This is a genomic window from Paenibacillus sp. FSL K6-1230 (genome assembly GCF_038002385.1).
Lineage (GTDB): Bacteria > Bacillota > Bacilli > Paenibacillales > Paenibacillaceae > Paenibacillus > Paenibacillus massiliensis.
The window spans coordinates 1110393-1135490 of record NZ_JBBOCK010000001.1 but is presented as its reverse complement, the minus strand read 5'-3'; the positions used below and the strand labels follow the sequence as shown (position 1 = coordinate 1135490).

Here is a 25098-nt window from a genome sequence, read left to right as displayed (position 1 = left end):
GCGGGAAATATTTCCTTATTGAACCAGTACTTCTTTTTTTACTACATAAGTCTCGTTCCATGAGCGATATAAATCCAAAAAAATCTCGGCTTCCCGCAAATAATCGTAATCCCCTAGTCTTGTAGCCCGGATCAACAAGCTATCTGCATGTCTCCGCAGCATGTCCCCTCCCTGTACAGCTGACCCCCTTTCATATAGACGCAGTGCCTTTCTCAATATCTCGAAGGATTCATTGAACATTATGAATTTCTGCACTCTCGGGTTAGGAGAGGCCATGATCAGACCTGTATGCAACGTAAAATGAACAAACAACATTTCCGAACGCAGTGCGGTGCGCTCGTCACTGCCAGGTCTACGCCAGCTCCACTCTACTGCACATACAGCATGCCTCCCGGAGGGATGCGGGTCGACTCGAAAGTCTAGCAAAGCATGCCTGCTCTGGCCACTATACAAATTCCCACAGTGTATTATGACTTCTCCGGGGCGATCATTCAGATCCATTTCCACTCTAGTTCCTAAGACTCTACCAAAATGAGTTCCTGGTTCAGGTATCAGGTGCATTCGAAGATCACAGCCTATCATTTTGGGTCTCATATGGATACGTCTTCTGCGACCATAGACTTTCCCCCACTCTACCAGCAAATGAGCCTGATGCCTTCCAGTAGCGGACATAGCCTCTCTACTCCAGGTATAGCTAACATCTAACATGCTACTCATGAACATTTCCCCCTATTGTACGCAAATATATCTATACCCTATCAGGAAGAATCGTCATCATATTGTCAGGGAACATCAGTTCCGTGGAAGAAAATACCCATATTTTTAGTCAAGCGTGTATTTCAGCCTAAAAAAATCCTTTTTTTGTGATGTTTTTTACATTAAAACCTTTGATTTTAGTTATCTATGCCCTTGTATTCTACAAATCAATAACAAGAAGCTTGCGTAATTACGAATTCTAACACGGACCCTATTCCTCCATGCGACATTCTACGCAGTAGGACATCACAGATATGCAGGAGGTATATACGACAAAAAGCCACAGTGCAGGATCTAGAAAGCCGTGTGGCTTTTCCTGCTCTGTGGCCTATCGTAACAATGGTTGTAGATTAACTCGTTCAAGAAGTTGTGCTATTCAGCTCAGCTTAACCAAAAGAACGCTGTAGCATTACACAGATGGCGGGGACGTCTTCTCATGAACCAGCTCCGTCTGTATGAGCTCATAGGTGACACTATCCAGCATAAGCTCCTTGCCCAAAGGCTTGCCATTCACGGTAATCCATATCTTTTTGTAGGCTTCATCTTGCTTTTTCATATCCGTCCAGCTCCTCTTTATGTGAAATAGTTCTAATAATTTTTCAGCTCTTAGTGATCTGGGTGCTACTGAAGGTCGTATGGTGTCGTAGTATAGAAGTATGGCTCGTATGGCTCAAATAGTGCAGCAACATGGATGTATTGCCCCCTGTCGCTCTGAACTTTATTCATATACCCCGTTTGGGGTACACTTAAACCAATCCTGATTCAACTATAGCTGAGGAGGAACCCTATATGCTTTTCAGACTTCGCAGTCTCCTTCCACGATGGCTTATGCTTCTGAGTATGTCTGTTGCAGTCTGGCTGTGGAGTGGACAAGCTCATGCTGGATACTGGGAGGATGTCACCCATGGCTGGGAGCAGCTCTCCCGCTTGCCTGGAGAGGTACAGCAGCTTCAGGACAGCTACCAGGAGACCAAAGCGCAGCTGGAGGAGGCCCAACAGAGCCTTGAGAGCTACCAGGAGCTGAACGCCAAGCTCTCCACACAGAATCAGCAGCTGGCTGCTACAGTAAGTGAGCTGACCCAGCTGCAACAGCAGCGGGAAGCTGCCTCACATCGCAATCGTATACTTTTGTGGACCGCGGTCGGTCTATTCGCTGGTTATTTCCTATTTATACGCGTATTACGTCTGGTTATGAAGCTCCGCTCCGGACAGAGCTACTGATCATTTCTGCAATGCCAATGTAGTCATTGGATCACAGGCAGCAAGGATAACGAGGTGACAAGGTGCAAATACACAATGAAAATGAGCTCAGCGATCTGGGAGGATCAGCCGTGACCTTTGATCTGGTTGAAGATGATCTTGTCCATGTCCTTCATCCGCAGCAGATTATTGCATATCGTGGCTCCAGTCATTTACGACATGACAAGCTGATGAATATCAAGGGCATGTACCGCAAGCGCAAGCTGATTCAGGCGGATTTCAGCGGTCCATGCCGCTTCACAGCGGCTCTGCCCCCAGGCTTCTCCTTCACAACGGTGCCGATTGAGGATGGCAGTAGCCTCCTGTACGACTTTCGCTATCTGTTCTACTATACGCACGGCATCCGGATGAGAACGAAGCTACTTAACGTCAAGAATATGCTCTTCACCAAGGAAGTCCTCAAGATGAGATTTGATGGAAGCGGCGAGATTGGTCTACTGACCCCCGGCATGGTCTGTCAGGAAGCTCTGGATCCCGAGAAGCCTCTGTACATCGAAGCGAGCAGTGTGATCGCTTATCCCGAGCAGGCCAAGCTGGAGCTGGCCGTGTACGGCAATCATCTGGCCAGTCAACATATGAGCTATCATCTAAAGATGACTGGACAAGGAACTGTACTGTTTCAAGCCGGACAGCATAGCCGCAGGCTGGAGCAGGATCTGGCGGATGAAGGACTGATGAAACGAGTGTTGCGTGAAATTATTCCTTTCGGAAGTGTATTCATTAAATAGCTCTAACATGCTATAATGTTACGGTGCTGGTTATGCTCTTTGAATTAAGAACACCCGCGCAGTGCAGTTGCAGTAGATCAAGCAGCAGTTCAATAATTGAAGATATTCCGTGCATAGTCACGGGAGAGGTTCGCGAACTCCCTCTATAAAAAACTATTTGGCGCTTGGCCCCCAGTGAAAATTCTGGATGAGGCAAGGCCTGTTTTTTGTTGGATGCCAGTTCATGAAACTCTCCGTCTTCCTTTGGCAAAGCCGTTGCTTTGCAGATTCCAAGAAGATTGAGAGGTTTTTTTATGCTTAAAAATGAGAAAGCCATCGTTGTATTCAGCGGTGGACAGGATAGCACAACCTGCCTGTATTGGGCGCTTGAACGCTTTGCAGAGGTCGAGGTCGTTACCTTCGATTACGGCCAGCGCCACAAGCTGGAGATTGAGGTCGCTGCGGGCATTGCCCGTGATCTTGGCGTGAAGCAGACGGTGCTGGATATGAGCCTGCTAAATCAGCTGGCCCCGAATGCCCTGACACGTGATGATATTGAGATCACACAAGCCGAGGGCGAGCTGCCCAGCACATTCGTAGATGGACGCAACATGCTCTTTCTGACCTTTGCCGGGATCATGGCCAAGCAAAAAGGTGCACGTCACATCATTACAGGCGTATGTGAAACCGACTTCAGTGGCTACCCGGACTGTCGTGATGTATTTATTAAATCCTTGAACGTAACATTAAATCTGTCCATGGATTATCAATTCGTGATTCATACGCCGCTGATGTGGCTGAATAAAGCCGAGACGTGGCGTCTCGCAGACGAGCTGGGTGCATTTGACTTCGTGCATACCCGGACGCTCACCTGCTACAACGGCATCATTGGAGATGGCTGCGGCGAATGTCCTGCGTGTCATCTGCGCAAGGCAGGATTGGATGAATATCGGAATGAGCTTGCCCAGTCATCCAAGGACTCCACAGCCGGAGGTGCTTCGCATGCGTGAGCCAGGACCTTTTCGGATCGTTGAGCAACTTCAAAAGTTCGGAGAGGATATTCGTCACGATCAGCTCCGCTATCATAACAAGCGTGTGTTGGTGAGCAAGGAATTCACCTTCGATGCCGCCCATCATCTTCACGCCTACGAAGGCAAGTGTAAGAACCTGCACGGTCATACCTATAAGGTAGTCTTTGGCGTTAGCGGCTATCCGAACGAGGTCGGCCTTACCATTGATTTTGGCGATATCAAGAGCATCTGGCAGGAGTATATTAACGACTATCTTGACCATCGCTATCTTAATGAGACATTGCCACCGATGAACACAACGGCAGAGAATATGGTCGTCTGGATGTTCGAGCAAATGGAAACCGCGCTTACCTCACCTGAATACAGGGATCGCGTTCGCGGTGGACGTACCGAATTCGTGCGACTGTACGAGACACCGACGAGCTATGCGGAGGTCAGACGGGAGTGGATGCTCAATGACTAGTATAGCCACCATGAATACAAGCACGGCAGCTTCCATTCCTGTACTGGAGGTCTTCGGGCCTACCGTACAGGGCGAAGGCATGGTCATCGGACGCAAGACCATGTTCGTCCGCACCGCTGGCTGTGATTATCGTTGCTCCTGGTGCGATTCGGCGTTCACTTGGGATGGCAGTGCGAAGGATCAGATCCGTCGGCTGTCTCCTGAAGAAATCTGGACGGAGCTACACAGCATCGGCGGCGATCGCTTCTCTCACGTTACCATTTCAGGCGGCAATCCCGCTCTGCTTCCGCAGCTGTCCGGCCTCATTGAGCTGTTGCATGAGCATGGAATTGCGACTGCAGTGGAGACTCAGGGCTCCCGCTGGCAGGATTGGCTGCTGAGCATTGATGAGGTTACGGTCTCTCCCAAGCCGCCTAGCTCGGGAATGGCAACGGATTGGGACATTCTTGATGGACTCGTTCAACGTCTGGCAGCTCGTCCTGGTTCGAAGTCATACAGCATCAAGATTGTTATTTTTGACGAGCAGGATCTGGACTACGCTCGCGAGGTCTACAGAAGATACCCGGATGCTCCTCTGTTCCTCCAGACAGGTAATCCGGATGTCCACACGCCAGCGATCACAGACCAGGCCTTGTCGCTACTGGCCCGTTATGAGTGGCTCATTGATCGGGTCATGGAGGACCCGGAGTTGAATGACGTCAGAGTACTTCCTCAGCTTCATACGCTGGTCTGGGGCAATAAACGAGGAGTCTGATTCATATTTTGCGCCGCAATCTATTTTTATTTATATAAGGAGTGCTACTTATGGCAGGAAGACAAAAAGAAGATCTGAGTGAGATTACGTTGCTTGGCAACCAAGGAACCAAGTATACCTTTGAATACGATCCAGGCATTTTGGAGAGCTTTGACAACAAGCATCCATACCGTGATTATTTCGTAAAATTCAATTGTCCTGAATTCACCAGTCTGTGTCCGATTACCGGACAGCCTGATTTTGCCACGATCTATATCAGCTATATCCCTGACATCAAGATGGTCGAGAGCAAGTCTCTCAAGCTGTATCTGTTCAGCTTCCGTAATCATGGTGATTTTCATGAAGACTGCGTAAATATCATTATGAATGACCTAATCAAGCTCATGGACCCACGCTACATTGAGGTATGGGGCAAATTCACACCACGAGGCGGGATCTCGATCGACCCTTACACCAACTATGGCAAGCCTGGCACGAAATATGAGCAAATGGCTGAGCATCGCATGATGAACCACGATATGTATCCGGAAAATATTGATAACCGTTAAACAACACGTCGATAAGCAATAAGCAACAGGCGAGGCTATTCGAGGCTATGGTCTAGCCCGGACTTCAGGAACGTCTGCAGCACGTACCTTTCCAAGGCCGCTCTCTTCATCATTCTGTAGAATGGGTAGAGGGCGGCCTCTTATTCACATTTCTGTGTTATACTGTTAGCACTTGTTATCTGTATATTTACATAAGCATGTTGTGTGAGCCTTCGAGCATGCTGTCACAATGATCTGCAAAGGAGAATGAGCATGCCCGCCCCTAGTGTCGCCAAGCCGCGAGAGCTCCCAGGGACTCCCTCATCCGGAGCCCAGCCTCAAGGCACGGTCTTTTACATCTTGATTGCAATTAGTCTTGTACACTTATTCAACGATTCGATTCAATCCGTCATTCCAGCTATATTCCCGATTCTGAAGCAATCCATGCAGCTAAGCTACACGCAGATCGGCTGGATTGCGTTCACAATTAATTTTACGGCCTCCATCATGCAGCCCGTCGTCGGCTGGTTCGCGGATCGTCGGCCTACACCAGCCCTGCTACCGATTGGGATGTGCTTTACGTTCACAGGAATGCTCCTGCTCGCCTTTGCCAAAGATTATAGTGCCGTGCTCGTAGCGGTTACCTTTGTGGGCCTTGGCTCAGCAGCCTTTCACCCTGAAGGGTCGAGGGTATCCCATATGGCTGCCGGAGCCCGTCGTGGATTGGCCCAATCCATCTTTCAGGTCGGCGGGAATGCTGGTCAGTCCCTGGCACCAATCCTGACGAGTCTCGTCTTCATCCCGCTGGGGCAGTTCGGTGCGATCTGGTTCACTGGAGTCGCTGCTGCAGGGATTGCGGTACAAATCTTCATTGCACGCTGGTATGGTCGCATGCTCACTGCTGGAGTCCAGCGGCGGAAGCAGACGAATTCACGCGCGATTCATCCCGATGTGCGGCGACGAATCGCGACGGCTCTCGTACTGCTCGTATTACTGGTGTTCATTCGCTCATGGTACATCTCCTCCATCGGAAGCTATTACTCCTTCTATCTCATGGAGGTGTTCAAGGTGGATCTGAGCAGTGCACAGCTGTACATCTTCCTGTTTCTTGCGGCAGGTGCCGTCGGTACCTTCTTCGGAGGTCCGCTGGCTGACCGCTTCGGAAAACGCAATGTGATCTTCCTGTCGATGGCTTTGGCTGCGCCAATGGCCCTGTTACTGCCTTATGCCAATCTGTTCTGGACGGGTATCCTGCTTGCGCTGATCGGGTTCATTCTCCTGTCCAGCTTCTCTGTCACCGTCGTCTATGCACAAATGCTGGTACCTGGCAAGATCGGCACCATCTCAGGGCTGATCACCGGGCTTGCCTTTGGTCTGGGTGGCGTGGGCGCCCTCGTCATGGGGAACTGGATAGACTTCGCGGGGATTACGACCGTTATGTATGTATCTGGCTTCCTGCCACTGCTCGGCATACTGACTTACCTGCTTCCATCAGACCGCACGCTTAATCGCTGGGCTGAGGAGAACGGTGCAGAAGTCTAGACCTACTTTTCATTCGGGCTACGCTGATAGCTTTACATGCTATTATCTAATAAAAAAAATACACCTGCAGACTGGTCAAGACCCCATTTAGTGGACATTGAAAAAACACCTAAGCTAGAAACTGGCGTCGGTACTCTACCGGCGTCAGTTTGTTTAATTTACGCTGTGGTCGTCTTCGGTTGTAAAAACGTATGTATTTCTCAATTCGTCTTTGTGCCTCTGCCAGATTTCGTATATCATAGGGATAGAGTCCTTCCGTTTTGAGATGCGAGAAGAAACTCTCCATGGAGGCGTTGTCTAGGCAATTGCCCCGGCGAGACATGCTGATTTGGGCGCCAACCTTTGGCAGCATGTCGTGGTAAGCATGAGACGTGTACTGGAACCCTTGGTCGCTGTGAACGACCAATCCGGTCACGTCTTTTTGCTTTGCAAATGCCTTGGCAAAGGTCTGGAGGACCAGCTCATTGTCGTTACGTTCGCTAAGTTGGTAGGCCACAATCTCGTTATTGAATAGGTCTTTGACTGCTGAGAGATACAACCAGCGTTCGCCTACCCGGTATTGAGTCACATCCGTCACCCATTTCTGGCTTGGTTTTTCGGCTGTGAAATTTCGCTTAAGCAGATTATCAGCTACACGCTCGGCAGCCTGGTATGTCATATTAAATCGACGTTTCCGGCGAATGCTGGCTTGAAGACCGAGCTTTTGCATAAGGCGCAGCACCTTCTTGTGATTCATCCATACACCTTCATCCTGCCACAAGAACAGCTGGATCTGCCGGTAGCCATACCTTCCTTCGTAGCGTTTATACACCGTGCGGATGAGTCGTTTAGCACCGGCGTCTGGGTCGTTGTTCTTCCGCTTCAAATATGCGTAGTAACCACTTCTAGAGACGCCAAGGAGTTGGCAGTATTCAGCTACTTGGCCGATGTCCGCTGCTTGCTCAATGAGCTTGAAGCGCTGTTCTTTCCCTCCCGCATCCAGATTTCCAAACACTTTTTTAGCATCGTATTCTCCCGTTTCAACTGCTGAACATATCGCTCCTGATCTAAATATTCTTTCCGCCTTCCTCGTTGATCCAATAGACCAAACTCACCTTTCTCACGGTATTTTCGCATCCAACGCTTCATCCGACCCTGATCTTGGATTCCGAAATGATCGTTGATCTGCCGATACGTCCACTTTTCCTCTACGTGCAGGCGAATTGCCTCCACCTTGAGTTCCTCGGAATACGTCTTAAACTTTTGACCTTTAATAGCCATTAAAAATGCACCCCCTAGAAATTCATCGGTTAAACCAAGGGGTTTTTCCAATGTCTATTCTAAGGGGTGCACTTCAGACCGCCTCTGGTGGCTTTGCAGGTGTATTAGCTTTGTTGATGTACTGGTTATTCTGCAGACTTCAGAATATGACTATCTATCTTGATTACTGCCTTGCGAATGGTCATATTGCTACCGGCTTCACAGCATGGACGATGAATATCCTGTGGCGTGAAGAGCACGTACATACCCTCCTCCAAAATAACATCGATCTCATCAGTCATTTCTCTTGCAAAAAATACAATGTCCTTCTCACTCATTAAATCTTCTTCCACAGGTTGTCCATTCAAGCGGGCCGTACCGATACGCTCCCGTCCGTGGATCAAATACTGGATATCGAGAAATCTCTCATGCGCCTCTGGACGCTTCTCTGCTGTAGGTGCTGTCTCAGCCTCCTGCAGTAGACAAAAGATCCGATCTCCATCAATATCATATCTACCATTCTCCAGGCCCGAAAAATCCGTCTGCTGCAAAAACGCCATCGCTTGATGAATAGCTGGGTGCAAAAGCTCTTTCTCTTGCGCCCAGTCCGAAAGTCGACCAATAAACATTACCGTCGCTCCTTACTTTGCTGAATAGGATGAATTTCACAAATTAGAAAAAAGTAAGCGGTATCATTATAAACGCTGGATAGGATATTGTATATGCCAAATCGCACAGCTCAGGTATATATTGCTACGTTATGGTCGTTTTTGAGCGATGTTACGAGGTTATATTTCTATAAAGTTCTACTTTTTGATATACACGTTCGTCGGTATTCAGACATTAATACTACATTAATCTTGCTGCGTTATAATAGCCGTTGGTTAGGGTAGGGAAAGAAGGGAGTCATGCATGTTGGAAAAGAAAGGAAAGCCGCGGATTGCGGAGTGGAGCGAGCTGCGCGGCCTTGCCTTTATGGCTATTGTGCTGCAGCACAGCATCGGGGAGTATATTTACAGAAGCGATATTTTGCAGCCGGATTCGACCATGCTGGTTATGATCTATCATCTGACCCGTTTTGGCACGCCGACCTTTGTTTTTCTTTCAGCGGCGCTGCTATTTTATAATCACAAGAACGATGTGAGCTACCCGAAATATATAAAAAGACGGTTCTCTGATATTTTTGTTCCGTTTATGCTCTGGACCATCATTTACTGGCTGGTGACTCGTATGTGGTCGTCCCATACCTGGACGGAGCCTTCCTTCTGGACGGGGCTATTGAAGGAATTTATAATCCCGACTCAAGGTTATCATTTGTGGTTCGTCGTCATGATCTTCCAGTTCTATATTCTGTTCCCTCTTGTTGTGATCGGAGTGAACCGGGTCCGTAGCGCACTGAATGGGTATGACAGCACCTTCCGCACGCTACTGACCGGAATGCTGTTAGCTGTACTAGGCTGCGCTTATGCGCTCCTGATGCACTGGTCCTACTATGACATGGCTGACTGGTACGAACGAATGCCAAGCTGGCTCCAACCGTTCATTCAGTTCCGCACTTATAATGTGCTGATGTATTTCTTTTACATTGCACTGGGAGCCGTATGTGCGGGAATGATAGGGGCCTGGCGACGGTGGGTCATGAAAGTCCTGCCCTGGAATGGCATCGCGTTCGTCCTGTTGTACATGATTATGGGTTATACCGTGCTGAACCAGTCAGGTACGACCATGAATCTGAACATTTCCACCTATCTCAAGCCAAGCACCTTCCTGTTGATCATTTCGCAGATTCTGCTGCTCTATGGTCTGCTACTTCGTACGGATACAGCGGTGGAGCCAGGACCGTTCCGGAAAATGCTAGCCTGGATGGGCAGCTATTCCTACGGTGCTTATTTAGCTCATGCACTGGTATTGCTACTGGTGTCGCTGTTAACCCGGGAATGGTCCCTGGAAGGCTATCACATGATTGCTACACTATTGACCTTTGTTGTGGTCACTAGCGTCTCTCTAGCGATTAGCAGAGGCTTGTCCTCACTTTCTCTTGGCCGCTGGCTCGTGGGTCCCGGCAAGAAGCGTTCTCTGAAGCTGCCTTGGACACGTACCTCCACCTCCGCTGATCAATCGGCAGCTGGAACCAGTCTGTGAATAAGAAAGTATAGAACCTTGCAATACAAACTTTAAATATTACTTTGTTGATAGCTAAAGGTCGCGCTGCGTCTTATCACAGTTGCGGCCTTATTTGGAGCGCTCAGTGCCTTTACCGGTCGATTTCTGCTCTTTGCATTGAGATGAATCCCTGGCGTGGATATCCCGCAATGGTTGATTCACAATCTTCTGCAGCCACACCTTCGCTTGTTGCTGGCGCTGCTCTGCCTCCTTTGGCGTCAGCCTTCCCTCCTTCAGCATTTGCTGTTGATTATTATTCATGACGAGCATGAGCTGATCAATTAACTGAACCTCATTCCAGCCTCGTTTTGCCTTAGCCAGTTGGGCAAGCGTCTTGCCTGCTTCAATCTCTTTGTGTATCTCCTTCCGGCTCATGCCGAGCAGTCGAGCTGTCTCTGCCATGAACGAATGCTTAGGTCTATGTGATCTGTACAGTAAATGATGACCCGGCTCGGACTTCTGCTCTCTGGATGGTGCAGGATGAGCCGGATGGATCTCGGAGCTGTGTGCATGCATGGGCATTGAGCTCAGCAACAGGACCACGGTGCATCCAATCCATACAGGCCGTTTCCAATGTAATGCCACAATTATACCTCCTTATTGTCTTGTCTTTTCCTCCAATTCCGTAATATTATGACATGGATGTCCCATTATTATGCAGAGTTTTCCTGTGACTATAACGGGACGTACATTGGAAGGCGGGAGGCTAACTATGAAATGGTACACGACATACAAGGATGAGCTGGAGATTGTTTTTGCAGATGCCCGAGACCGAGTCAATCAATTCCCACTAGCTCTGCGGAACCAAGCTCTTCAGTACATGGATCGCTTTGATCCTCTTCAAGAGGACAGTACGCGCAATTACATTTGTTATCTGCTTCCCTACTGGCTGCGTGATTTCACGGGTCTCAGCCATGATGTCTACCGCCGATTGGCCCTTGGCAATGTCTTTGTCATGCTGTACTTCCTGCTGCAGGACGATGTGATCGATTCTCAAGCAGAGGATTGTCGCACACAGCTAGTACTAGCGAACTTATTCCTAACGGAAAGCCTGGATATATATCAGCGTGACTTTTCCACCAATTCAGCGTTCTGGGGGTACTACCGTACATATGTCCATGAATGGGCCGACAGCGTCGCTGGAGAGCTATTGAAGGATGATTTTCAGCAGGATCGGAGAAAGGTTGCTCTGAAGGCTAGCCCGCTCAAGCTCGCTGGTACTGGAGCCCTGATACTGGCTAGCAAGGAAGCCTTTATTCCTGCGGTTACTGGCATGATAGATGACGCATTGGTCGTACTGCAGATGTCCGATGACTGGGCAGACTGGAGAGAAGATCTGGAAGCAGGAGACTACAACTGTCTGCTATCACTGGTCAGTGCAGAGAATGGACGCAGCTATATGGAAGGACTGGAAGCGCACCAGATTGAACAGGCTATCTTCCTGCACGATGTCTTGAAGAGATATGCCTACATCGCAATCGACATCACGGAGCATCTTGGGCAAGTACAGCCTGTCATTCCGGATTTGCATCAATTCACCGAGGAAATCGCAAGGGAACTGCTGGAGGAGGCCGAATCACTTGAAGCGGGGAAACAGCGATTGCAGCGAGGGGGATTGGAGTATTGGCTGTCGAGACACTTGGAGTGATCGGGCACAAGTTGCTTGGCATGTTTGGTATTTATATAATTTAAAATTGCAACAAAATGTATCATGAATATAGCCTAATTCCGAAGCTGCATGCTATACTGGATGGGACAAGCGCTTCATACCCTTAGGAGAGGATGATATGGATGGCTATCAATGAACTTCTTCAAACACAGGTAATTCAAAAAGCCTGGGAAGATCCGGAGTTCCGGGAAAGACTGCTGCATGATCCTAAGTCCGTTATTCAGGAGATGCTCGGAATTCAGCTTCCAGAGCATATTCAGCTGAAGACATTGGAGGAGACACCTGATCAAATCTATCTGGTGCTGCCACCGAATCCATCAGGAGTCTTATCAGCCGTTAGACCTCAGGCAAGGTGGTAACAGCGTTTAACCGTGGGGAACTGAAGCTCATCGTAGCTCAACCCGAAAAAAAAAGCCGGAGTTATCCGGCTGACGGGAATCGGACAACAGCTTCTGTCCCCACCCCTTTTGAGCTTGTAAATGAAATGCTGCCTCCCATCGCTTCAATAATTCGAAACGTCACCATCATTCCAAGCCCCGTACCTTTTGTCTTGTTGGAGAAATAAGGTTCCCCAAGACGTGACAACGTCTGCGAGTCCATCCCTTCACCGTTATCCCGAATGTGAATGATGACCTCTTTGCCCTCCTGATATGCCCATATGTTGATCTGACCCTCTTCATCCAAAGCTTCAATGCTGTTCTTGATAATATTAATGAACGCCTGCTTCAGCTTGGAGGAGTTCCCGCGCACATTCAGTCCAGGCGGAATATCTAGGTAGATGCGATCACCCTGCAGATTAGCCATTGGACTGATGATGGCCTCAATATGCCTGAATTCTTCCAGCAGCTGCAGCGTCTTCACATGGTCAGGCTCTGGCTTCGCAAAGGTGAGGAAGTCGGTAATAATACTGGATGCTCTGTCCAGCTCACCTAGAGCAATATCCAGATATCCCTTATTCTTGCCCTTCTCCTGACCGCTAATGAGCTGTAGGAAGCCGCGTGTCACTTGCAGGGGATTGCGCACCTCATGAGCTACGGATGCAGCCAGATCACTGATGATATCCATCTTCTCCGAGCGCTGAAGCTCATTATTGAACATTTCCAGCTCACGAGAATATTGGACGACCTGACGGTGCTTCTCTGTCAAGCGTCGGCCCAGAATCGTAATCAGTGAAAGAATGAAGCCAACGACGCCCCATTTCCATAAGAAGAACTCATATTGCCCCTGTCTGACGTAATAAAGCAGTAGCTCTCCTACAGACGAGAAGCAGAAGCATGCGAACCCCATGGACATAATCGAGGCTTCCTTACTCCCCTTCAGCGCCAGCCGAATGACTGAAGAGAAGAGTAGCAGGAGCAGTGCGATGAGTTGCACGCCCAGAAGCAGAACACTAACTACGAAATAGCTATCGTAATAACGATCGCCCGACGATAAATTAATGACCATGAACACCATACAGAACAGGGAGTAGCCTGTTAGCCAAATCCGTGCCCAGCGAATATAACGCTTATCATCCAGAATCTGCTCGAAGAACAGGGCGAGTGCTGGTGACAACATGTACAGTGAAATATCGAATAATTGCAGATAGAGCTTGCCACCCTCTCGATAAAAGGTGAACAGGAACGGAGAATAAGTGACAATCAACACGCCTACCGACAGCACCACGATACATAAAGAAATCCAGAGAAGCAGATTCGGTCGGAATAAAAAGAATGAGCAAAAAGCCAGAACGGTTGCGATTAGGATAAAGGCTCCACCTAGCACGATATCCAGTATATCCTCCCAGATCAGGTCTCCCATCAGCTCCCGATGATCGCCTACGACCACTTTACCGCTAATTCCAACCTTATCCTGACGGCTGTCCATCCATATGTATAGTTCCTTGCCGCTGTCCTTCTGCTGGATCGGAAGCAGTACCTTGTTCAATTCATAGCTGTAAGGACGGTACGATTCATACATAATCATGTTGTCCTTGTAGATCGTAATGTGCTTCCCGTAAATATTCTGAAAATAGATAGCCGGTATCTCATCATACAACTGGGGCACCTTCAATCGGATCCACGCAGCAGTTACACGTTCAGGCTTGTCCGGCAGAACCTCATCCCCTGTAACCGTCGTCCATGACAGATCCTTGGACAGACCCTCATGAATCGTCCCTCTCTCACCTGGTCCAGCCCATCTCATATCCCAAGTCGGAATAACCTGATCCGTAGAAGCTACTCGGGTAGCTGATGCAGGTATAGCGCCAACTGCAGCGAAGATCACTACGATCCAGATAACCGTTATTGCCTTATAAGCGTATTTCATGCAAGGCACCTCAACAGTTTCATTTTCGATGTAGCCATCCTGTGATTACTTCTATGATGGAAGTTATAATACTCGCTCAACTTGATGTTACATGTAATAATTCTATAGCCGCGCCTTGAACACCTGCTTGTAGCATGCACAAACTCATCTGGAGCGAAAGCGGGCCTCCTCATACTGGTTCTCAATCATCTCACGCTCCCGCTTCTCAATCTGATCTCTGTATTCCACCCATTGCTTGCTGTCCTCATCCTCATATATCGTCCATATATCACTGAATAGATAGTCCCGTAGTTCAACAACCTTGCCCGCCAAAATACCATTTGCCCAGTATAGGCCATCAGGGCGGCGGATCACCGTTCGACCATAACCCGGAGTAGACGCCTTCTGTCCGATCCTGATAGACCTCACCATATGTCCGAGTGTCAGCCAGTCCATTGTGTTACCTCCCGTTGTTGGGTCCCTTGCTGAAAAAAACCAGCGTCAGAAGTGTCCATTTATCATACAGCAATAAGGCATCGGTTGAATAGCCTTTCACTTCCCTAGGTAATATATACTTCATCACCCTCATGCGCCGTTTGACCTTGGCGTAGTTGGGGTAAGGTGCCAATAAGAGGCCATAGGTAGCCATAGGTGGCGATGTCTCTTATTCAAGAGAACATGGTCATATTATTTCAGAGGATCAACAAAGATGCACAATCTAATTTATCAAAGGAGATGATTGTCATGCCTAATGATAACCCGAGACTGAACACGGAGCCGTCATTGCAGAACGCAGAGAACAACTGGGACAATCTGACACAGGGAGAAAATGAGACGCTCCAAAATGTACCTGATGCAGATGTACTCAGTCCCAACAGCCCGATTGATCCCTCTGCACCCGAAGAGCTACTTCACGGAATCGACCTGCTGAACGGCTTCGATGGCGAAGAGGATACGCCTCCTGATAACGCTGAAGTGGCGTCTTCACATCCTGAGCGTACATCAGGCTAAGCTTGAAGCTATGCAAAGACATAGCAATCAACTGACACAGACTATAATTATGATTCAAGCCTCCGTTACCCGTTTAAAGTGGTGTCAAGATACTTTATTCGCCGAATTCAAGGAGGGTTACATCATGAGTGAACAACATCGCAAGGTCGATATGGAACGTACCGAAGTAAGGAGAACCTCCGATTCCAGCCGGGTAGCCTCCACATTCATCAAGTATGCTGCCTATATTATTATCTTTTTTGGATTTCTGTATTTTCTGGTCCGCTACGTCTTTCCGATGCTATGATACGATCCGCATGAACAAGGAGATGAAGCATGATGTATAAGGACCCATTAAGTCAGGCTGATCTGGCCTACGAACGCTATAAGAAGCTCTCTCCACCAAGTGCAGAGGCGGACATTCCGGAGAGTGATATGGAATATGTAGGCACCGTCACTGATCACGAGGGATTGGCTTCAATCCCTGACGTCAAGAAAGCTGAACCTGTACGGTCGGCACTTGCAGACCCGTTTGAGGATCGTATGCGTGATAGCGGGAGCGCAGATCATCGACCACGAGGCCCGGGGTCTGCATTACCTCAGGAGCGCTCGGATACGTAGCTCGCCACATAGCTCGGATACCCAAGGTACTGTATGGATAACCTCGGGCAATAGCAAAGCATCCTTATCTCAAGTATACTCAAGGGAACTTTACAGCAGCAGCCCATTAGATACTTTCTGGGCGAATAGATAGATCGGAGTGGGCACAAGCTCACAGAGAATGAAAGACAGCCGACCCATTTCATGAGGCGGCTGTCTTCTTCTGTGTTCTCGGGTAATCTGGCTAGTCGCTGTGTTTTGGATAGCTCGTCATAATCATGAAGTATCTTATCGTAATATTGATAACCTTACCGGGCAGAATGAGCTGTCTTGGCTTGCACTCTGGGCTCCATGGCTCTCGCCTTGCTGTATAAGAGAACTGCAGCCACCAGAAGCATGATGCCATTAATGATGAATACCCAGCGAATCGGTAGCAGATACCCGAGCAATCCTCCCAGTATTGGTCCTGCCATCGTTGCCAGCTGGGATGCCGACTGGTTAAGGCTGAATGCCCGTCCACGAAATTCGCGTTCCGTGACTTGAACGATCATGGCATTAATAGAGGGCAGCACACCTGCATAGAATAGTCCGTATGCAAAGCGAAGCACACCGAAGCCTACAAAATCCGTTACAAAAAACTGCAATATGTTACCGATTCCCGAGCCGATCAGACCAATGAACAGCACCTTGCCGAACCCGATTCTGGAGCCGATTCTTCCCCAGCGTGGAGCCATGACCACCGTGGCAATTCCGACAGCGGAGAAGACAATGCCAGAGGTTAGCGAGGCGCTATTTCGATCAACACCCATTTCCATGACATATACCGTAATTAGTGGCTCCAGGATCATGACCGAGAATGAACTGAGAGCTACCATGCCAAGGAGCAGCACAAAGGGCTTGTTGGCAAAGGCCACCTTCAAATCATCCTTGATATGAGAACGAGGGGCAGAGCTATTCAGCTTGTGCTCCTTCGCGCCGATCGTAGCGATCAGTGCCGAGATCAGAACGACCACGGCAGAGAACAGAAAAGCACTTCGATTCCCGTAATAATGACTAACTACGCCGCCAATCAGTGGCCCTATGATGCTGCCTGTGGCACCCGAGGTAGCCATGATACTCAGTGCATAGCCTGTCTTCTCCTCTGGGGTATTTGTCCCGACGAGCGCAATGGCTGCCGGTACAAACCCGGCCAGCAAGCCCTGAAATACTCTTAGTACAAGAAAAGCGTAAGGATCACTCACAAAATAATTCAATAAATAAAGAACGGCAAGACTGAATCCGGAACGGATGAGCATCGGCTTGCGTCCATATTTATCTGCCAGTGAGCCCCAGAATGGAGAGATCAGCGCACTGGCCAAAAAGGTGATCCCAAAAGCCACTCCAGACCAGATTTCCAGACGATCTGTTACACCAAGCTCCGTGGTCAGATAGATCGGAAGAAAGGGGATCGAGATGGAATAGGCCGTGCTGCAAAAAAACACACCGATCCATAGCACTACCAGATTGCGTTTCCAAGAGAAGTCCATCGTGCACACGTCCTTTCCGTTGCCTCCATTCTACGCCTGTTTCCGAAAATGTCCAGCTTACCTGACATCAATAGCTAATTACAACAGTCCCACGAGCATCGGGTCTATGGAATCCGTCACACCAGCCTCGGTGCATGTCGCTGAAGAAGCTGATATAATAAATAGCTGTAACCAATGGAATACCTGAAGAGTTGGGAGAGGATTGTATGGCTAAAAAGAATAAGAAGCCTTTAGCTGCTCGTCCTTCTGCACCGGATAAGCCTGCTACCTTGAAGGATATGCTAAGCAGTGATGTGCTTGCCCAGTTGAAGGCCGCAGCACAAGCTACTCAGGCCGAACAGGACAAGAAAGCGGAGGAAGAGCGTACACGAGCCGCCGAGGCTCGCAAGGCTGAGCAAGCCCGGTTGGATAATGATTTTGAGTATCTGCTGAACAACAGCAAGATGGACTGGCAAAAGCATAAATGAGCGTCGGCTGACGTACATTTCAGGATGCGGCTAAGTAAGGCTAGTGGTTTGTTTCTTTTCTTGCGATGATGAAGTAGCTAACCCTGATGACAGCTTATACATTCTAACATCTAAATAAGCCGCAGCCCTCTGGGCTCCGGCTTGGCAACATGCTTCTTAGTGCATGTATATGAAAAATGTATATGAAAAGAGTAATCTTTAAGACTATAGCCAATCCTGTATAGCAAGCAACCAATAGCAGACGACGGTCCATACCGGAAGGCTGAACAGCAGCCCCCACGCCAGACCTTTGATTAATTTCGTATTCATCTCCATATTGTTCTCTTCCCCTTTCCTTGGGATAGCAGCAGTATGGGCATCCAGCAGCAATTCAATACCGCCATACCCAAGTTACCGCACACAATCAGGTTACATATCATGTACAAGGGAGTAGAAACGATGAACTTTATGAATCAAAAGCGTTCCAGACGATACACTATCCTGATCAGCCTTCTTGCTGTACTCATGGTGATTCTTGCGGGCTGCGGCTCGAAGCCTGCTGCGACTCCAGCGCCAACACCAGAGGCAGCTCCGACAGAATCTACCGCAGGCACGGGCGAGATATCTCATCCGATTGCAACGATCGAGATGGACAGCGGCAAAGTGATTAAGCTTGAGCTCTATCCGGAGGTAGCACCAAATACGGTGAATAACTTTATTAGCCTTGCCAAGCAGGGCTTCTATGACGGGCTGATCTTTCACCGGGTCATCCCGGGCTTCATGATTCAGGGTGGAGACCCTGAAGGAATGGGTACAGGTGGTCCTGGCTACAGTATCAAAGGTGAGTTCAAAACCAATGGCTTTGATAACACTTTGAAGCACACTACAGGCGTGATTTCCATGGCACGCTCACAAAGTCTGGATTCTGCCGGCTCGCAATTCTTCATTATGACAGCCGATGCCAGCCAGCTGGATGGTCAATATGCGGCCTTCGGTAAAGTAACGGAAGGACAAGATGTTGTCGAGGAGATCGTCAATCTTCCTCGCGGTGCAAATGATCGTCCAAATGATCCACCAGTTATGAAGAAGGTAACGATCGACACCTTGGGTAAAGAGTACCCCGAGCCTGTAAAAGTACAATAAGAGAGCGCCCATTCTTCAGGATGAGCATAATCCAAACTCGGATCAATCTTTCGTGACCATAACCTGATCTATATCTCAGCTTCATATCCTGGGACCAGAGACCGCATGCGATGCATGCGGTCTCTCTGCTTAAGTATAGGAGATCCTGCATCGGAACCCACCTAAGTGATCTTGAGAAACTAAGCTCATGTATCATGTATACGTTTTCTTTACCCTAATTATACGCACTTGAGTCACTTTAGGTGCGGATTCCAGTGAGAGATTATCTCCAGCTAGGTACCTGAACATGGGTATCGGCAGGAACAGAATTCGCTTTCCTGCGCTTCTGTAGCCAGAGCTGGGGCGTATCCTGTACTCCGCTCAGGCGCATAACAAAAGCTCCGGTAGGTAGTCCCTCAAGCAGCAGATACAGGCGATTCCCATCCGTCTCTGATGAGCGTATACGCAGTTCCTCCACAACGTAATCAGAGATTTGACGAGGATAATGACCAACACTTAGTGCAGCATTCGTCTCAATGCGCTTGCTGAAGGTAACGACAAGCTCATCAGCCGCTGAACGACTGACCGATAATGGGATCGGGGACTGCTCGTACATATAACCGCCAACATGGTATTCATAGGCAGTCCAAGCATCAAATCCAGCTGCGGGAACATGGGCAGCAAATTGCCGCAGCCAATCTGTCCCGCGTACCATACGAGGAAGCGAGCCAATATCCGCCTGAATACCAATGGGTAGCTCCGGATAGCTGGAACGGATTGGATCAAGGAACTCTCGATACTTTGTAATGTAATCTGCAGGTAATCTGGTCTTCATCCAGTCTGGCCAATGCGTCTGGAGAATGTGCATATCGGGCTTGACCTGACGAATCATGGAGACGGCATCGAGTCCTTGCCATTCCCGCAGTAACGCAGGCCCCTTCCGTCCACTCTGGACAGCAAGCGACCAGGTCGCTATTTGAATATCCGGTCTGGCTTGACGAACACCACCGGCTCCATTAATTACTTCATCAATCATGTGATTCACGGCCTGCACTCTGAGTTCGACCCACTGGCTATACAGCTCAGGGACTTTTTTGTAGTAACGTGATGAACGCTTGTCTCTGAAATCCGGCATCGCAGAGCCGAATTGTGCCTGGAAGACAGCTGCCGCATGTGCCCCGATATCTCCATAGGTCCCACTTGCTAACCCCTCCCATTCGGGAAAATAAGGCTCGGCAATCTCGAACCCGTCGAAAGGTATGCACTGTACCAAGCGGGCCGCCTCCTGCTTTCGCCACTGCACATATTCCTCTGCGAACGGTGACAGTCGGCAATAGCTATCGTTAGGCTCCTTTACCAGCTCCATCCTCCACTGCTTCCAGCCTTCAGGGAGATGAGCTGTGCTGAACGCCCCATTTCCCAGGATCATCGCCCATACAGCTATTCCGCGTCGCTGGAGAGCTTCTACGATCTTATCGTTGACCTGATCCTCACGGACTACAAAATAATGGACACAGCGATAGCCCGCAGCCTCAAGCTCTACTGCCACGCTGTCAGCCGAGCGATCCTGGTAATACGCAAATAGCGGATCAATCTGAATAGAAGCTCCCGTCATCAGTCTCTGTACCCGTTCATACTGGCCCAACGTACCTGCGCTCATTCCCCCGCCTCCTTCTTCTTCTGCTGCTAGATATGGACTGCATATCTATCGGAATCTGTGTCTGTAACTATACTGTGTCTCTGTGTCTCTGTGTCTCTGTGTCTCTGTGTCTCTGTGTCTCTGTGTCTTTGTGTCTCTGTTCTTGTATTTGCACATGAACTTCTGTCGGTTCATTAACCTTTTATTCACATGGCTTCTATAGCCCCCGCTTTAATTTCATCAGTCTCTGCGGATATCAGAATCGGGTTAAGGGGACACACACCCTCATTCTAGCTTAGGCTGTCTGTATTCCCGTGCTCCTATGTTTATCCTATTCTCGACAAGGGTATGGAATACAAGAAAGCACAGCCTGTTAGAGAGGGAGGAAGCATACCTATGACAAATTCACGATTACAGAGAAAAGTGGCCGTAGTCACAGGCGGCGGCTCAGGCATCGGACAAGCCGCGGCAATCAGATTTGCGCAGGAAGGCGCCAGAGTCGTCATGCTGGACCGTACACCAGAGCATGCTGAGAAGACAAAGGGCATCATCGAACGTGCAGGTGGTGAAGCGCTTGTCATGAAATGCGATATTTCCAGAACGGATATGATCCAGGACAGCATGGATCAGGCTGCAAGCCAGATGGGCGGGCTCGATATTATCTTTGCCAACGCAGGCATCAACGGTTCCATGGCACCCATTGAGACGATGGACATCGAGGATTGGGATCAGACGATGAACATTAATCTCCGGGGCACCTTTGCAACAGTCAAATATGCCATTCCTCATCTACGAGCACGTGGGGGAGGCAGCATCATTATTACTAGCTCCATTAATGGCAATCGTACCTTCTCCAATATTGGCTTCTCAGCCTATGCTTCTACCAAAGCCGGGCAAGTAGCGTTCATGAAAATGGCTGCTCTCGAGCTGGCCCAGTACAAAATCCGGGTCAACGCCATTTGTCCTGGTGCCATCGAGACAGACATTGACGACAACACTTATCCGTCCGACGATCTGGAAGAGGTACAGATTACAGTCGATTTCCCGGAGGGAGATCATCCTCTTGAAGATGCACCGGGTACCTCTGAGCAGGTGGCTCATCTTGTTTCTTTTCTGGCATCTGACGAGTCCTCTCATGTCACCGGAACCGAGATTTACATCGATGGAGCAGAATCGTTGCTCCGCGGATAACTGCTGTGTCAATGCATACTCCGGCGTAGCTTGAAGCTACAGCAAGAGGCCGAACATGAAATGAGACCCCATCCCCTCATACTGTTCAGCCCTCTGCTGTTCTCTTCCTACTGGCGGTGCCTTGAGGCTGCCCAGCGTGTTCACGACTGGAGTGTGACATTAATGAAGCCAGTCATCGTGACAGCTCCCTTCCTTTCTATGCCACGTACAGTGATTGTACCTGCTATCCAGTCATATCCACGGATTGTCGTCTGCGAGAGTCTCCCTTGCTGCTCTGCCCGCGGCTTCTGCGTAAGAATAATGAGACAGCCAGCCTTGCACACCACAGCGCAACAAACAGGAACAGTGCAGCCCATACCGGAGCAGGAATGAACGTACTCGCGGCCAAATTAGACGCATCCCCGGCTTGCCCTGGCGAGGTGACGGCAGCCAACATGAGCATGCTTGGAGCTAGCACCGATTCCTCAAGCGTGATGAACGCGAGCAGCAGATAATACCCTTTGCGCAGCCAATCGCCCGCGAAGAACATAATAATGGCATTCAAAAGTATGAAGCCAGCTAGCCACCAAAAGCCATAGCCACCATGCACGTACAGTGCGACCATAACGGCGGCAATCAAGGTCATCACGGCGAACCCCAGCTGTTCAAGCCTTTTGTGATATAAATAGAAAAGAAGTACAGCAAACAGAGAAGCACCGATATATCCTGCCAATGCTGTAAGAATAGCCGCCCAGTTGGAGGTTAATGTTGAATAGGTCACTCCGCTATGGTCTGCGTTGAGATCAATACGAATGACCTCGCCTGAGGTCAAAAGCGTAACTACAGCATGACCGAATTCATGCACCATTGTATCCAGTGTGCGGAATAGATAAGAAAATGGAATGAACCTTGTTAGCAGCGCGGCCACAAATAGTAATAATATTGTCTTCAGCCAATCTTTCATAAAGTCTCCTTCCTTACATCTATAGTCCTTTACGATATCCGTTGTTGTCCCGTCTCATATTCCTAACCTTCATCCATCAGCTCCAGCAACTGTCCAGAGTCACATTGCTTGTATAATTCGTGTATGCTAACATAAGAATATAAAAAGGACCGGCGGCAACCGGTCCCTGCACAACACCGCTAAAAGAGCGGCCGGCTGTGAGAAAGCGATCAGAAATAGACCCTATCCCTTGGGCGGGCGGTCTATTTCTTTTTGTGTTGATTAAGCGCAATGGATATTGTAACGACAAGCCCGATCAGTGCGACAAGCAATGATCCGAACGCTACCATTAGCATCAATGCGTCTTTGACCTCCACAGGCATCACCTCCCTTCCGGGAGATTAGCCGACCGCCCTATTAGCCTAAGTTGTACAAGCCAAATTATAACATAAATGAGTCCTCGGAGCTTCTTCGGCTCACACTACAGCTTTTTATGCCTATTTGTTATATGATGATTAGGATAGCATACTTTATCATGCATTCTTAACACTGCATTCCGTTCAATAAGGAGATATCATATGCCAATTAATCGCAGATTAAATACAGACGCCGATTTCCAGGAAGTTATGGATTTGCGCATCCCAGTCCGCATCTTCGAAGCGGATCAGCTCGTTGGCAGCGGAGGAATCGTCATTCGCTTTGATGATCAGACCATCGTCGTCCAGCGAAGTGTCAGCGAGGTCGATTACCATTCACGTGACAACTGCGAGTTCTTCGCTCTGAAGGACTAGCCAACCTCATCCGATACACGAGTATAACCACAAAGAGGGACTCACTGCAGCCGTTGCTGCGTGAATCCCTCTTTCTTTGTTAGTAAAGCTACACGAGCTCCCCCAAGCTGTCCCATGCATGCCTGTTGCTCAGCGACAAGGCCATACTAGGTCATCAAGAATTAGTTAGAAGCCTTCAGCTAATACAGCCACTAAGCCTGTATGGTCCGTGTCTTCATGAGCAGCTTGTTCGTCAAGGCCTTAAGCTCCTCGGAGGAGGAAGATATTTCTTCCATAATGGCTGTCTCCTCGTTCGCAGCCTCATAGATTCGTTGTGCCCCATCATGGAAGGCTGTCGACATTTCCTGAATGCGATTCATATACTCGTACGTCTGCTCGACACGAGTCGCTTGCTGTGCAACGGACGTCTCCATTACCCTCGTAGCATCAATGAACTCTGCAATCATCGTTATGAGCCCCTTCAGGGTCTCCTCGACAGAGTGGCTACGCTTGGATTCCTCCATCACCAACGTATTCTGACGATGAATGAGCGTGACCGTCTCATGAATCTGCCCTTGTATACGGCTGATCATCTCGTTAATCTGCTCTACCGATGCGGAGCTCTGGGAGGCCAGTCCACGAATATGCTCGGCCACCACGGCGAAGCCCCGACCTTCCTCACCCGCACGAGCCGCCTCGATAGACGCATTAAGTGCCAGCAGATTGGTCTGTTCCGCAATTTCCTTGACACTCGCTGTGATCTCTTCAATTTTGGAGGCTTCCTGCTCCAGTCGGGATACGACATCTCTGGATTGCGAATGCGATTTCATAAGTTCGTTCATACCTGCAAGCAAGGACGAGAAGACAGCACGAGTAGCCTCTACCGAGCCCTCCATCTGTGTTGACATGGATAGCATATGCTCAGACTTGGTATGCATCATCCTGAAATCGCCCAGCATGCGGTCAGCTGTCTCAATGGATTGAGTGGAAGCCTTCTTCTGTTCCTCTACCCCCTCTACAATGACATCTACCTGACCAGACATGGATTCAATCTGTGCAGTAGCTTCAGCGATTGCTGCGCTCAATGTCTCTGCATTATGAGAGGTTGTATTGCTGCTATGTGAGATTTCCTCGAACAAGTCCTTAAGATTATGAACCATATGGCGGAACGAATCGTACAACACTTTAATCTCGTCCTGTTCGCGTCGTTCAGGGATATCCACCGCAAGCTTGCCAGAGGAGATTTCCTCTGCTACTCTTGCCAATACAACGATCGGCTTGGTGAGCAGCTTCGAGATGAGCCAGCCGAGTATCCCGCTCCACATCACACCCAACAGCAGAATGATTGAAATGTAGACCCACTCTGCCATGGACGGAGCAATCCAATCTTTGAGAACAAAGATAAAGACGGAACTGGTACCGTAGGTGATTGCAGAAATAATGATGAAGCCTAATACCATTTTAGCGCCCAAAGATAATTTCATGATGCCCCCTT

General features: G+C 49.0%; 30 protein-coding genes and 1 riboswitch. Of the genes, 17 read left to right on the top strand and 13 right to left on the bottom strand.

What is annotated here, in order from left to right:
* Positions 1-15: 15 nt before the first annotated feature.
* Entirely contained in the window at positions 16-717 is a 702-nt protein-coding gene (locus MKX74_RS04905; RefSeq protein WP_341177686.1) for a hypothetical protein, read from the bottom strand.
* Positions 718-1165: 448 nt separating this feature from the next.
* Positions 1166-1312, bottom strand: a complete 147-nt coding sequence (locus tag MKX74_RS04900; protein WP_341177685.1) for a hypothetical protein — start codon at positions 1310-1312, stop codon at positions 1166-1168.
* Positions 1313-1545: 233 nt separating this feature from the next.
* Here MKX74_RS04900 and MKX74_RS04895 point away from each other — a divergent pair, with 233 nt between their 5' ends.
* The 7 genes from MKX74_RS04895 to MKX74_RS04860 all read left to right on the top strand — a co-directional run bounded on the left by MKX74_RS04895 (position 1546) and on the right by MKX74_RS04860 (position 7040).
* The gene (locus MKX74_RS04895) at positions 1546-1977 is read left to right on the top strand and encodes a hypothetical protein (protein WP_028591128.1); all 432 of its coding nucleotides are present in this window, start codon (positions 1546-1548) and stop codon (positions 1975-1977) included.
* 62 nt (positions 1978-2039) lie between these two features.
* A complete protein-coding gene (locus MKX74_RS04890) occupies positions 2040-2744 on the top strand; it encodes an AIM24 family protein (RefSeq protein WP_341177684.1) in 705 nt (234 codons plus the stop codon).
* Positions 2745-2863: 119 nt separating this feature from the next.
* Positions 2864-2907: riboswitch (PreQ1 riboswitch) on the top strand.
* 130 nt (positions 2908-3037) lie between these two features.
* The gene (gene queC / locus MKX74_RS04880) at positions 3038-3733 is read left to right on the top strand and encodes a 7-cyano-7-deazaguanine synthase QueC (protein WP_018885111.1); all 696 of its coding nucleotides are present in this window, start codon (positions 3038-3040) and stop codon (positions 3731-3733) included.
* Positions 3726-4217 (top strand): 6-carboxytetrahydropterin synthase QueD, encoded by a 492-nt coding sequence (gene queD / locus MKX74_RS04875; protein ID WP_341177682.1) that lies wholly within the window; start codon positions 3726-3728, stop codon positions 4215-4217. Before queC ends, queD begins: the two co-directional genes overlap by 8 nt.
* Positions 4210-4971 carry a 7-carboxy-7-deazaguanine synthase QueE gene (gene queE / locus MKX74_RS04870; RefSeq protein ID WP_341177681.1) on the top strand — a complete coding sequence of 254 codons (762 nt, stop codon included), beginning with the start codon at positions 4210-4212 and terminating at the stop codon, positions 4969-4971. Before queD ends, queE begins: the two co-directional genes overlap by 8 nt.
* Before the next feature lie 50 nt (positions 4972-5021).
* Positions 5022-5519, top strand: coding sequence for a preQ(1) synthase (gene queF / locus MKX74_RS04865; protein ID WP_018885114.1), 498 nt, complete (start codon positions 5022-5024; stop codon positions 5517-5519).
* A 252-nt stretch (positions 5520-5771) separates the two neighbouring features.
* Entirely contained in the window at positions 5772-7040 is a 1269-nt protein-coding gene (locus MKX74_RS04860; protein WP_341177680.1) for an MFS transporter, read from the top strand.
* Between the two features lie 109 nt (positions 7041-7149).
* Here MKX74_RS04860 and MKX74_RS04855 read toward each other — a convergent pair whose 3' ends face one another.
* The 3 genes from MKX74_RS04855 to MKX74_RS04845 all read right to left on the bottom strand — a co-directional run bounded on the left by MKX74_RS04855 (position 7150) and on the right by MKX74_RS04845 (position 8908).
* Entirely contained in the window at positions 7150-8034 is an 885-nt protein-coding gene (locus MKX74_RS04855) for an IS3 family transposase (RefSeq protein WP_169445793.1), read from the bottom strand.
* Entirely contained in the window at positions 7956-8300 is a 345-nt protein-coding gene (locus tag MKX74_RS04850) for a helix-turn-helix domain-containing protein (RefSeq protein WP_028592002.1), read from the bottom strand. Before MKX74_RS04850 ends, MKX74_RS04855 begins: the two co-directional genes overlap by 79 nt.
* A gap of 125 nt (positions 8301-8425) precedes the next feature.
* Positions 8426-8908 carry a YhcH/YjgK/YiaL family protein gene (locus tag MKX74_RS04845; protein ID WP_341177679.1) on the bottom strand — a complete coding sequence of 161 codons (483 nt, stop codon included), beginning with the start codon at positions 8906-8908 and terminating at the stop codon, positions 8426-8428.
* A 283-nt stretch (positions 8909-9191) separates the two neighbouring features.
* On the opposite strand from MKX74_RS04845, the gene MKX74_RS04840 reads away from it, so the two are divergent.
* Complete coding sequence (locus MKX74_RS04840) at positions 9192-10421, top strand: acyltransferase (RefSeq protein WP_341177678.1); 1230 nt, start codon at positions 9192-9194, stop codon at positions 10419-10421.
* A 90-nt stretch (positions 10422-10511) separates the two neighbouring features.
* Here MKX74_RS04840 and MKX74_RS04835 read toward each other — a convergent pair whose 3' ends face one another.
* The gene (locus MKX74_RS04835; protein ID WP_018885118.1) at positions 10512-11027 is read right to left on the bottom strand and encodes a hypothetical protein; all 516 of its coding nucleotides are present in this window, start codon (positions 11025-11027) and stop codon (positions 10512-10514) included.
* Between the two features lie 127 nt (positions 11028-11154).
* Here MKX74_RS04835 and MKX74_RS04830 point away from each other — a divergent pair, with 127 nt between their 5' ends.
* Positions 11155-12090 (top strand): hypothetical protein, encoded by a 936-nt coding sequence (locus MKX74_RS04830; protein ID WP_341177677.1) that lies wholly within the window; start codon positions 11155-11157, stop codon positions 12088-12090.
* A 143-nt stretch (positions 12091-12233) separates the two neighbouring features.
* The gene (locus MKX74_RS04825; protein ID WP_028591137.1) at positions 12234-12470 is read left to right on the top strand and encodes an NHLP leader peptide family RiPP precursor; all 237 of its coding nucleotides are present in this window, start codon (positions 12234-12236) and stop codon (positions 12468-12470) included.
* Positions 12471-12531: 61 nt separating this feature from the next.
* On the opposite strand, the gene MKX74_RS04820 is transcribed toward MKX74_RS04825, so the two are convergent.
* A complete protein-coding gene (locus MKX74_RS04820; RefSeq protein WP_341177676.1) occupies positions 12532-14418 on the bottom strand; it encodes an ATP-binding protein in 1887 nt (628 codons plus the stop codon).
* Positions 14419-14562: 144 nt separating this feature from the next.
* Positions 14563-14853 (bottom strand): hypothetical protein, encoded by a 291-nt coding sequence (locus MKX74_RS04815; protein WP_028591139.1) that lies wholly within the window; start codon positions 14851-14853, stop codon positions 14563-14565.
* A 288-nt stretch (positions 14854-15141) separates the two neighbouring features.
* Between MKX74_RS04815 and MKX74_RS04810 the strand changes: the two genes are divergently transcribed.
* The 3 genes from MKX74_RS04810 to MKX74_RS04800 all read left to right on the top strand — a co-directional run bounded on the left by MKX74_RS04810 (position 15142) and on the right by MKX74_RS04800 (position 16008).
* Positions 15142-15408: a hypothetical protein gene (locus tag MKX74_RS04810; protein ID WP_341177675.1), complete on the top strand. Its 267-nt coding sequence runs from the start codon at positions 15142-15144 to the stop codon at positions 15406-15408.
* Positions 15409-15532: 124 nt separating this feature from the next.
* On the top strand, positions 15533-15694 hold the full coding sequence (locus MKX74_RS04805) for a hypothetical protein (RefSeq protein ID WP_018885124.1): 162 nt from the start codon (positions 15533-15535) through the stop codon (positions 15692-15694).
* A gap of 29 nt (positions 15695-15723) precedes the next feature.
* A complete protein-coding gene (locus tag MKX74_RS04800; protein WP_341177674.1) occupies positions 15724-16008 on the top strand; it encodes a hypothetical protein in 285 nt (94 codons plus the stop codon).
* A 287-nt stretch (positions 16009-16295) separates the two neighbouring features.
* Here MKX74_RS04800 and MKX74_RS04795 read toward each other — a convergent pair whose 3' ends face one another.
* Positions 16296-17513, bottom strand: a complete 1218-nt coding sequence (locus tag MKX74_RS04795; protein WP_018885126.1) for an MFS transporter — start codon at positions 17511-17513, stop codon at positions 16296-16298.
* Positions 17514-17719: 206 nt separating this feature from the next.
* On the opposite strand from MKX74_RS04795, the gene MKX74_RS04790 reads away from it, so the two are divergent.
* Positions 17720-17980: a YqkE family protein gene (locus MKX74_RS04790; protein ID WP_018885127.1), complete on the top strand. Its 261-nt coding sequence runs from the start codon at positions 17720-17722 to the stop codon at positions 17978-17980.
* Between the two features lie 447 nt (positions 17981-18427).
* Positions 18428-19102: a peptidylprolyl isomerase gene (locus tag MKX74_RS04785; RefSeq protein ID WP_341180513.1), complete on the top strand. Its 675-nt coding sequence runs from the start codon at positions 18428-18430 to the stop codon at positions 19100-19102.
* A 262-nt stretch (positions 19103-19364) separates the two neighbouring features.
* Here the strand turns inward: MKX74_RS04785 and MKX74_RS04780 are convergent, their stop codons facing one another.
* Entirely contained in the window at positions 19365-20741 is a 1377-nt protein-coding gene (locus MKX74_RS04780; RefSeq protein WP_341177673.1) for an N-acyl-D-glucosamine 2-epimerase, read from the bottom strand.
* A gap of 375 nt (positions 20742-21116) precedes the next feature.
* Between MKX74_RS04780 and MKX74_RS04775 the strand changes: the two genes are divergently transcribed.
* Entirely contained in the window at positions 21117-21911 is a 795-nt protein-coding gene (locus MKX74_RS04775) for an SDR family oxidoreductase (RefSeq protein WP_341177672.1), read from the top strand.
* Positions 21912-22134: 223 nt separating this feature from the next.
* On the opposite strand, the gene MKX74_RS04770 is transcribed toward MKX74_RS04775, so the two are convergent.
* Both MKX74_RS04770 and MKX74_RS04765 read right to left on the bottom strand, forming a co-directional pair.
* Complete coding sequence (locus tag MKX74_RS04770; RefSeq protein ID WP_025677301.1) at positions 22135-22854, bottom strand: M50 family metallopeptidase; 720 nt, start codon at positions 22852-22854, stop codon at positions 22135-22137.
* A 242-nt stretch (positions 22855-23096) separates the two neighbouring features.
* Positions 23097-23210 carry a putative holin-like toxin gene (locus tag MKX74_RS04765; protein WP_341177671.1) on the bottom strand — a complete coding sequence of 38 codons (114 nt, stop codon included), beginning with the start codon at positions 23208-23210 and terminating at the stop codon, positions 23097-23099.
* A 201-nt stretch (positions 23211-23411) separates the two neighbouring features.
* Here MKX74_RS04765 and MKX74_RS04760 point away from each other — a divergent pair, with 201 nt between their 5' ends.
* The gene (locus MKX74_RS04760; RefSeq protein WP_341177670.1) at positions 23412-23624 is read left to right on the top strand and encodes a hypothetical protein; all 213 of its coding nucleotides are present in this window, start codon (positions 23412-23414) and stop codon (positions 23622-23624) included.
* A gap of 191 nt (positions 23625-23815) precedes the next feature.
* Here the strand turns inward: MKX74_RS04760 and MKX74_RS04755 are convergent, their stop codons facing one another.
* On the bottom strand, positions 23816-25087 hold the full coding sequence (locus MKX74_RS04755; protein WP_341177669.1) for a methyl-accepting chemotaxis protein: 1272 nt from the start codon (positions 25085-25087) through the stop codon (positions 23816-23818).
* Between the last annotated feature and the right edge of the window lie 11 nt (positions 25088-25098).

Coding starts and splice junctions, on each gene's coding strand:
- MKX74_RS04825 (WP_028591137.1), top strand. CDS start 12,234: ATGGCTATCAATGAACTTCTTCAAACACAGGTAATTCAAAAAGCCTGG.
- MKX74_RS04785 (WP_341180513.1), top strand. CDS start 18,428: ATGAATCAAAAGCGTTCCAGACGATACACTATCCTGATCAGCCTTCTT.
- MKX74_RS04770 (WP_025677301.1), bottom strand. CDS start 22,854: ATGAAAGATTGGCTGAAGACAATATTATTACTATTTGTGGCCGCGCTG.
- MKX74_RS04820 (WP_341177676.1), bottom strand. CDS start 14,418: ATGAAATACGCTTATAAGGCAATAACGGTTATCTGGATCGTAGTGATC.
- MKX74_RS04780 (WP_341177673.1), bottom strand. CDS start 20,741: ATGAGCGCAGGTACGTTGGGCCAGTATGAACGGGTACAGAGACTGATG.
- queE (WP_341177681.1), top strand. CDS start 4,210: ATGACTAGTATAGCCACCATGAATACAAGCACGGCAGCTTCCATTCCT.
- MKX74_RS04810 (WP_341177675.1), top strand. CDS start 15,142: ATGCCTAATGATAACCCGAGACTGAACACGGAGCCGTCATTGCAGAAC.
- MKX74_RS04815 (WP_028591139.1), bottom strand. CDS start 14,853: ATGGACTGGCTGACACTCGGACATATGGTGAGGTCTATCAGGATCGGA.
- MKX74_RS04845 (WP_341177679.1), bottom strand. CDS start 8,908: ATGTTTATTGGTCGACTTTCGGACTGGGCGCAAGAGAAAGAGCTTTTG.
- MKX74_RS04800 (WP_341177674.1), top strand. CDS start 15,724: ATGATGTATAAGGACCCATTAAGTCAGGCTGATCTGGCCTACGAACGC.
- MKX74_RS04840 (WP_341177678.1), top strand. CDS start 9,192: ATGTTGGAAAAGAAAGGAAAGCCGCGGATTGCGGAGTGGAGCGAGCTG.
- MKX74_RS04795 (WP_018885126.1), bottom strand. CDS start 17,513: ATGGACTTCTCTTGGAAACGCAATCTGGTAGTGCTATGGATCGGTGTG.
- queD (WP_341177682.1), top strand. CDS start 3,726: ATGCGTGAGCCAGGACCTTTTCGGATCGTTGAGCAACTTCAAAAGTTC.
- MKX74_RS04850 (WP_028592002.1), bottom strand. CDS start 8,300: ATGGCTATTAAAGGTCAAAAGTTTAAGACGTATTCCGAGGAACTCAAG.
- MKX74_RS04830 (WP_341177677.1), top strand. CDS start 11,155: ATGAAATGGTACACGACATACAAGGATGAGCTGGAGATTGTTTTTGCA.
- MKX74_RS04790 (WP_018885127.1), top strand. CDS start 17,720: ATGGCTAAAAAGAATAAGAAGCCTTTAGCTGCTCGTCCTTCTGCACCG.
- MKX74_RS04775 (WP_341177672.1), top strand. CDS start 21,117: ATGACAAATTCACGATTACAGAGAAAAGTGGCCGTAGTCACAGGCGGC.
- MKX74_RS04895 (WP_028591128.1), top strand. CDS start 1,546: ATGCTTTTCAGACTTCGCAGTCTCCTTCCACGATGGCTTATGCTTCTG.
- queF (WP_018885114.1), top strand. CDS start 5,022: ATGGCAGGAAGACAAAAAGAAGATCTGAGTGAGATTACGTTGCTTGGC.
- MKX74_RS04900 (WP_341177685.1), bottom strand. CDS start 1,312: ATGAAAAAGCAAGATGAAGCCTACAAAAAGATATGGATTACCGTGAAT.
- MKX74_RS04805 (WP_018885124.1), top strand. CDS start 15,533: ATGAGTGAACAACATCGCAAGGTCGATATGGAACGTACCGAAGTAAGG.
- MKX74_RS04755 (WP_341177669.1), bottom strand. CDS start 25,087: ATGAAATTATCTTTGGGCGCTAAAATGGTATTAGGCTTCATCATTATT.
- MKX74_RS04860 (WP_341177680.1), top strand. CDS start 5,772: ATGCCCGCCCCTAGTGTCGCCAAGCCGCGAGAGCTCCCAGGGACTCCC.
- MKX74_RS04905 (WP_341177686.1), bottom strand. CDS start 717: ATGAGTAGCATGTTAGATGTTAGCTATACCTGGAGTAGAGAGGCTATG.
- queC (WP_018885111.1), top strand. CDS start 3,038: ATGCTTAAAAATGAGAAAGCCATCGTTGTATTCAGCGGTGGACAGGAT.
- MKX74_RS04760 (WP_341177670.1), top strand. CDS start 23,412: ATGCCAATTAATCGCAGATTAAATACAGACGCCGATTTCCAGGAAGTT.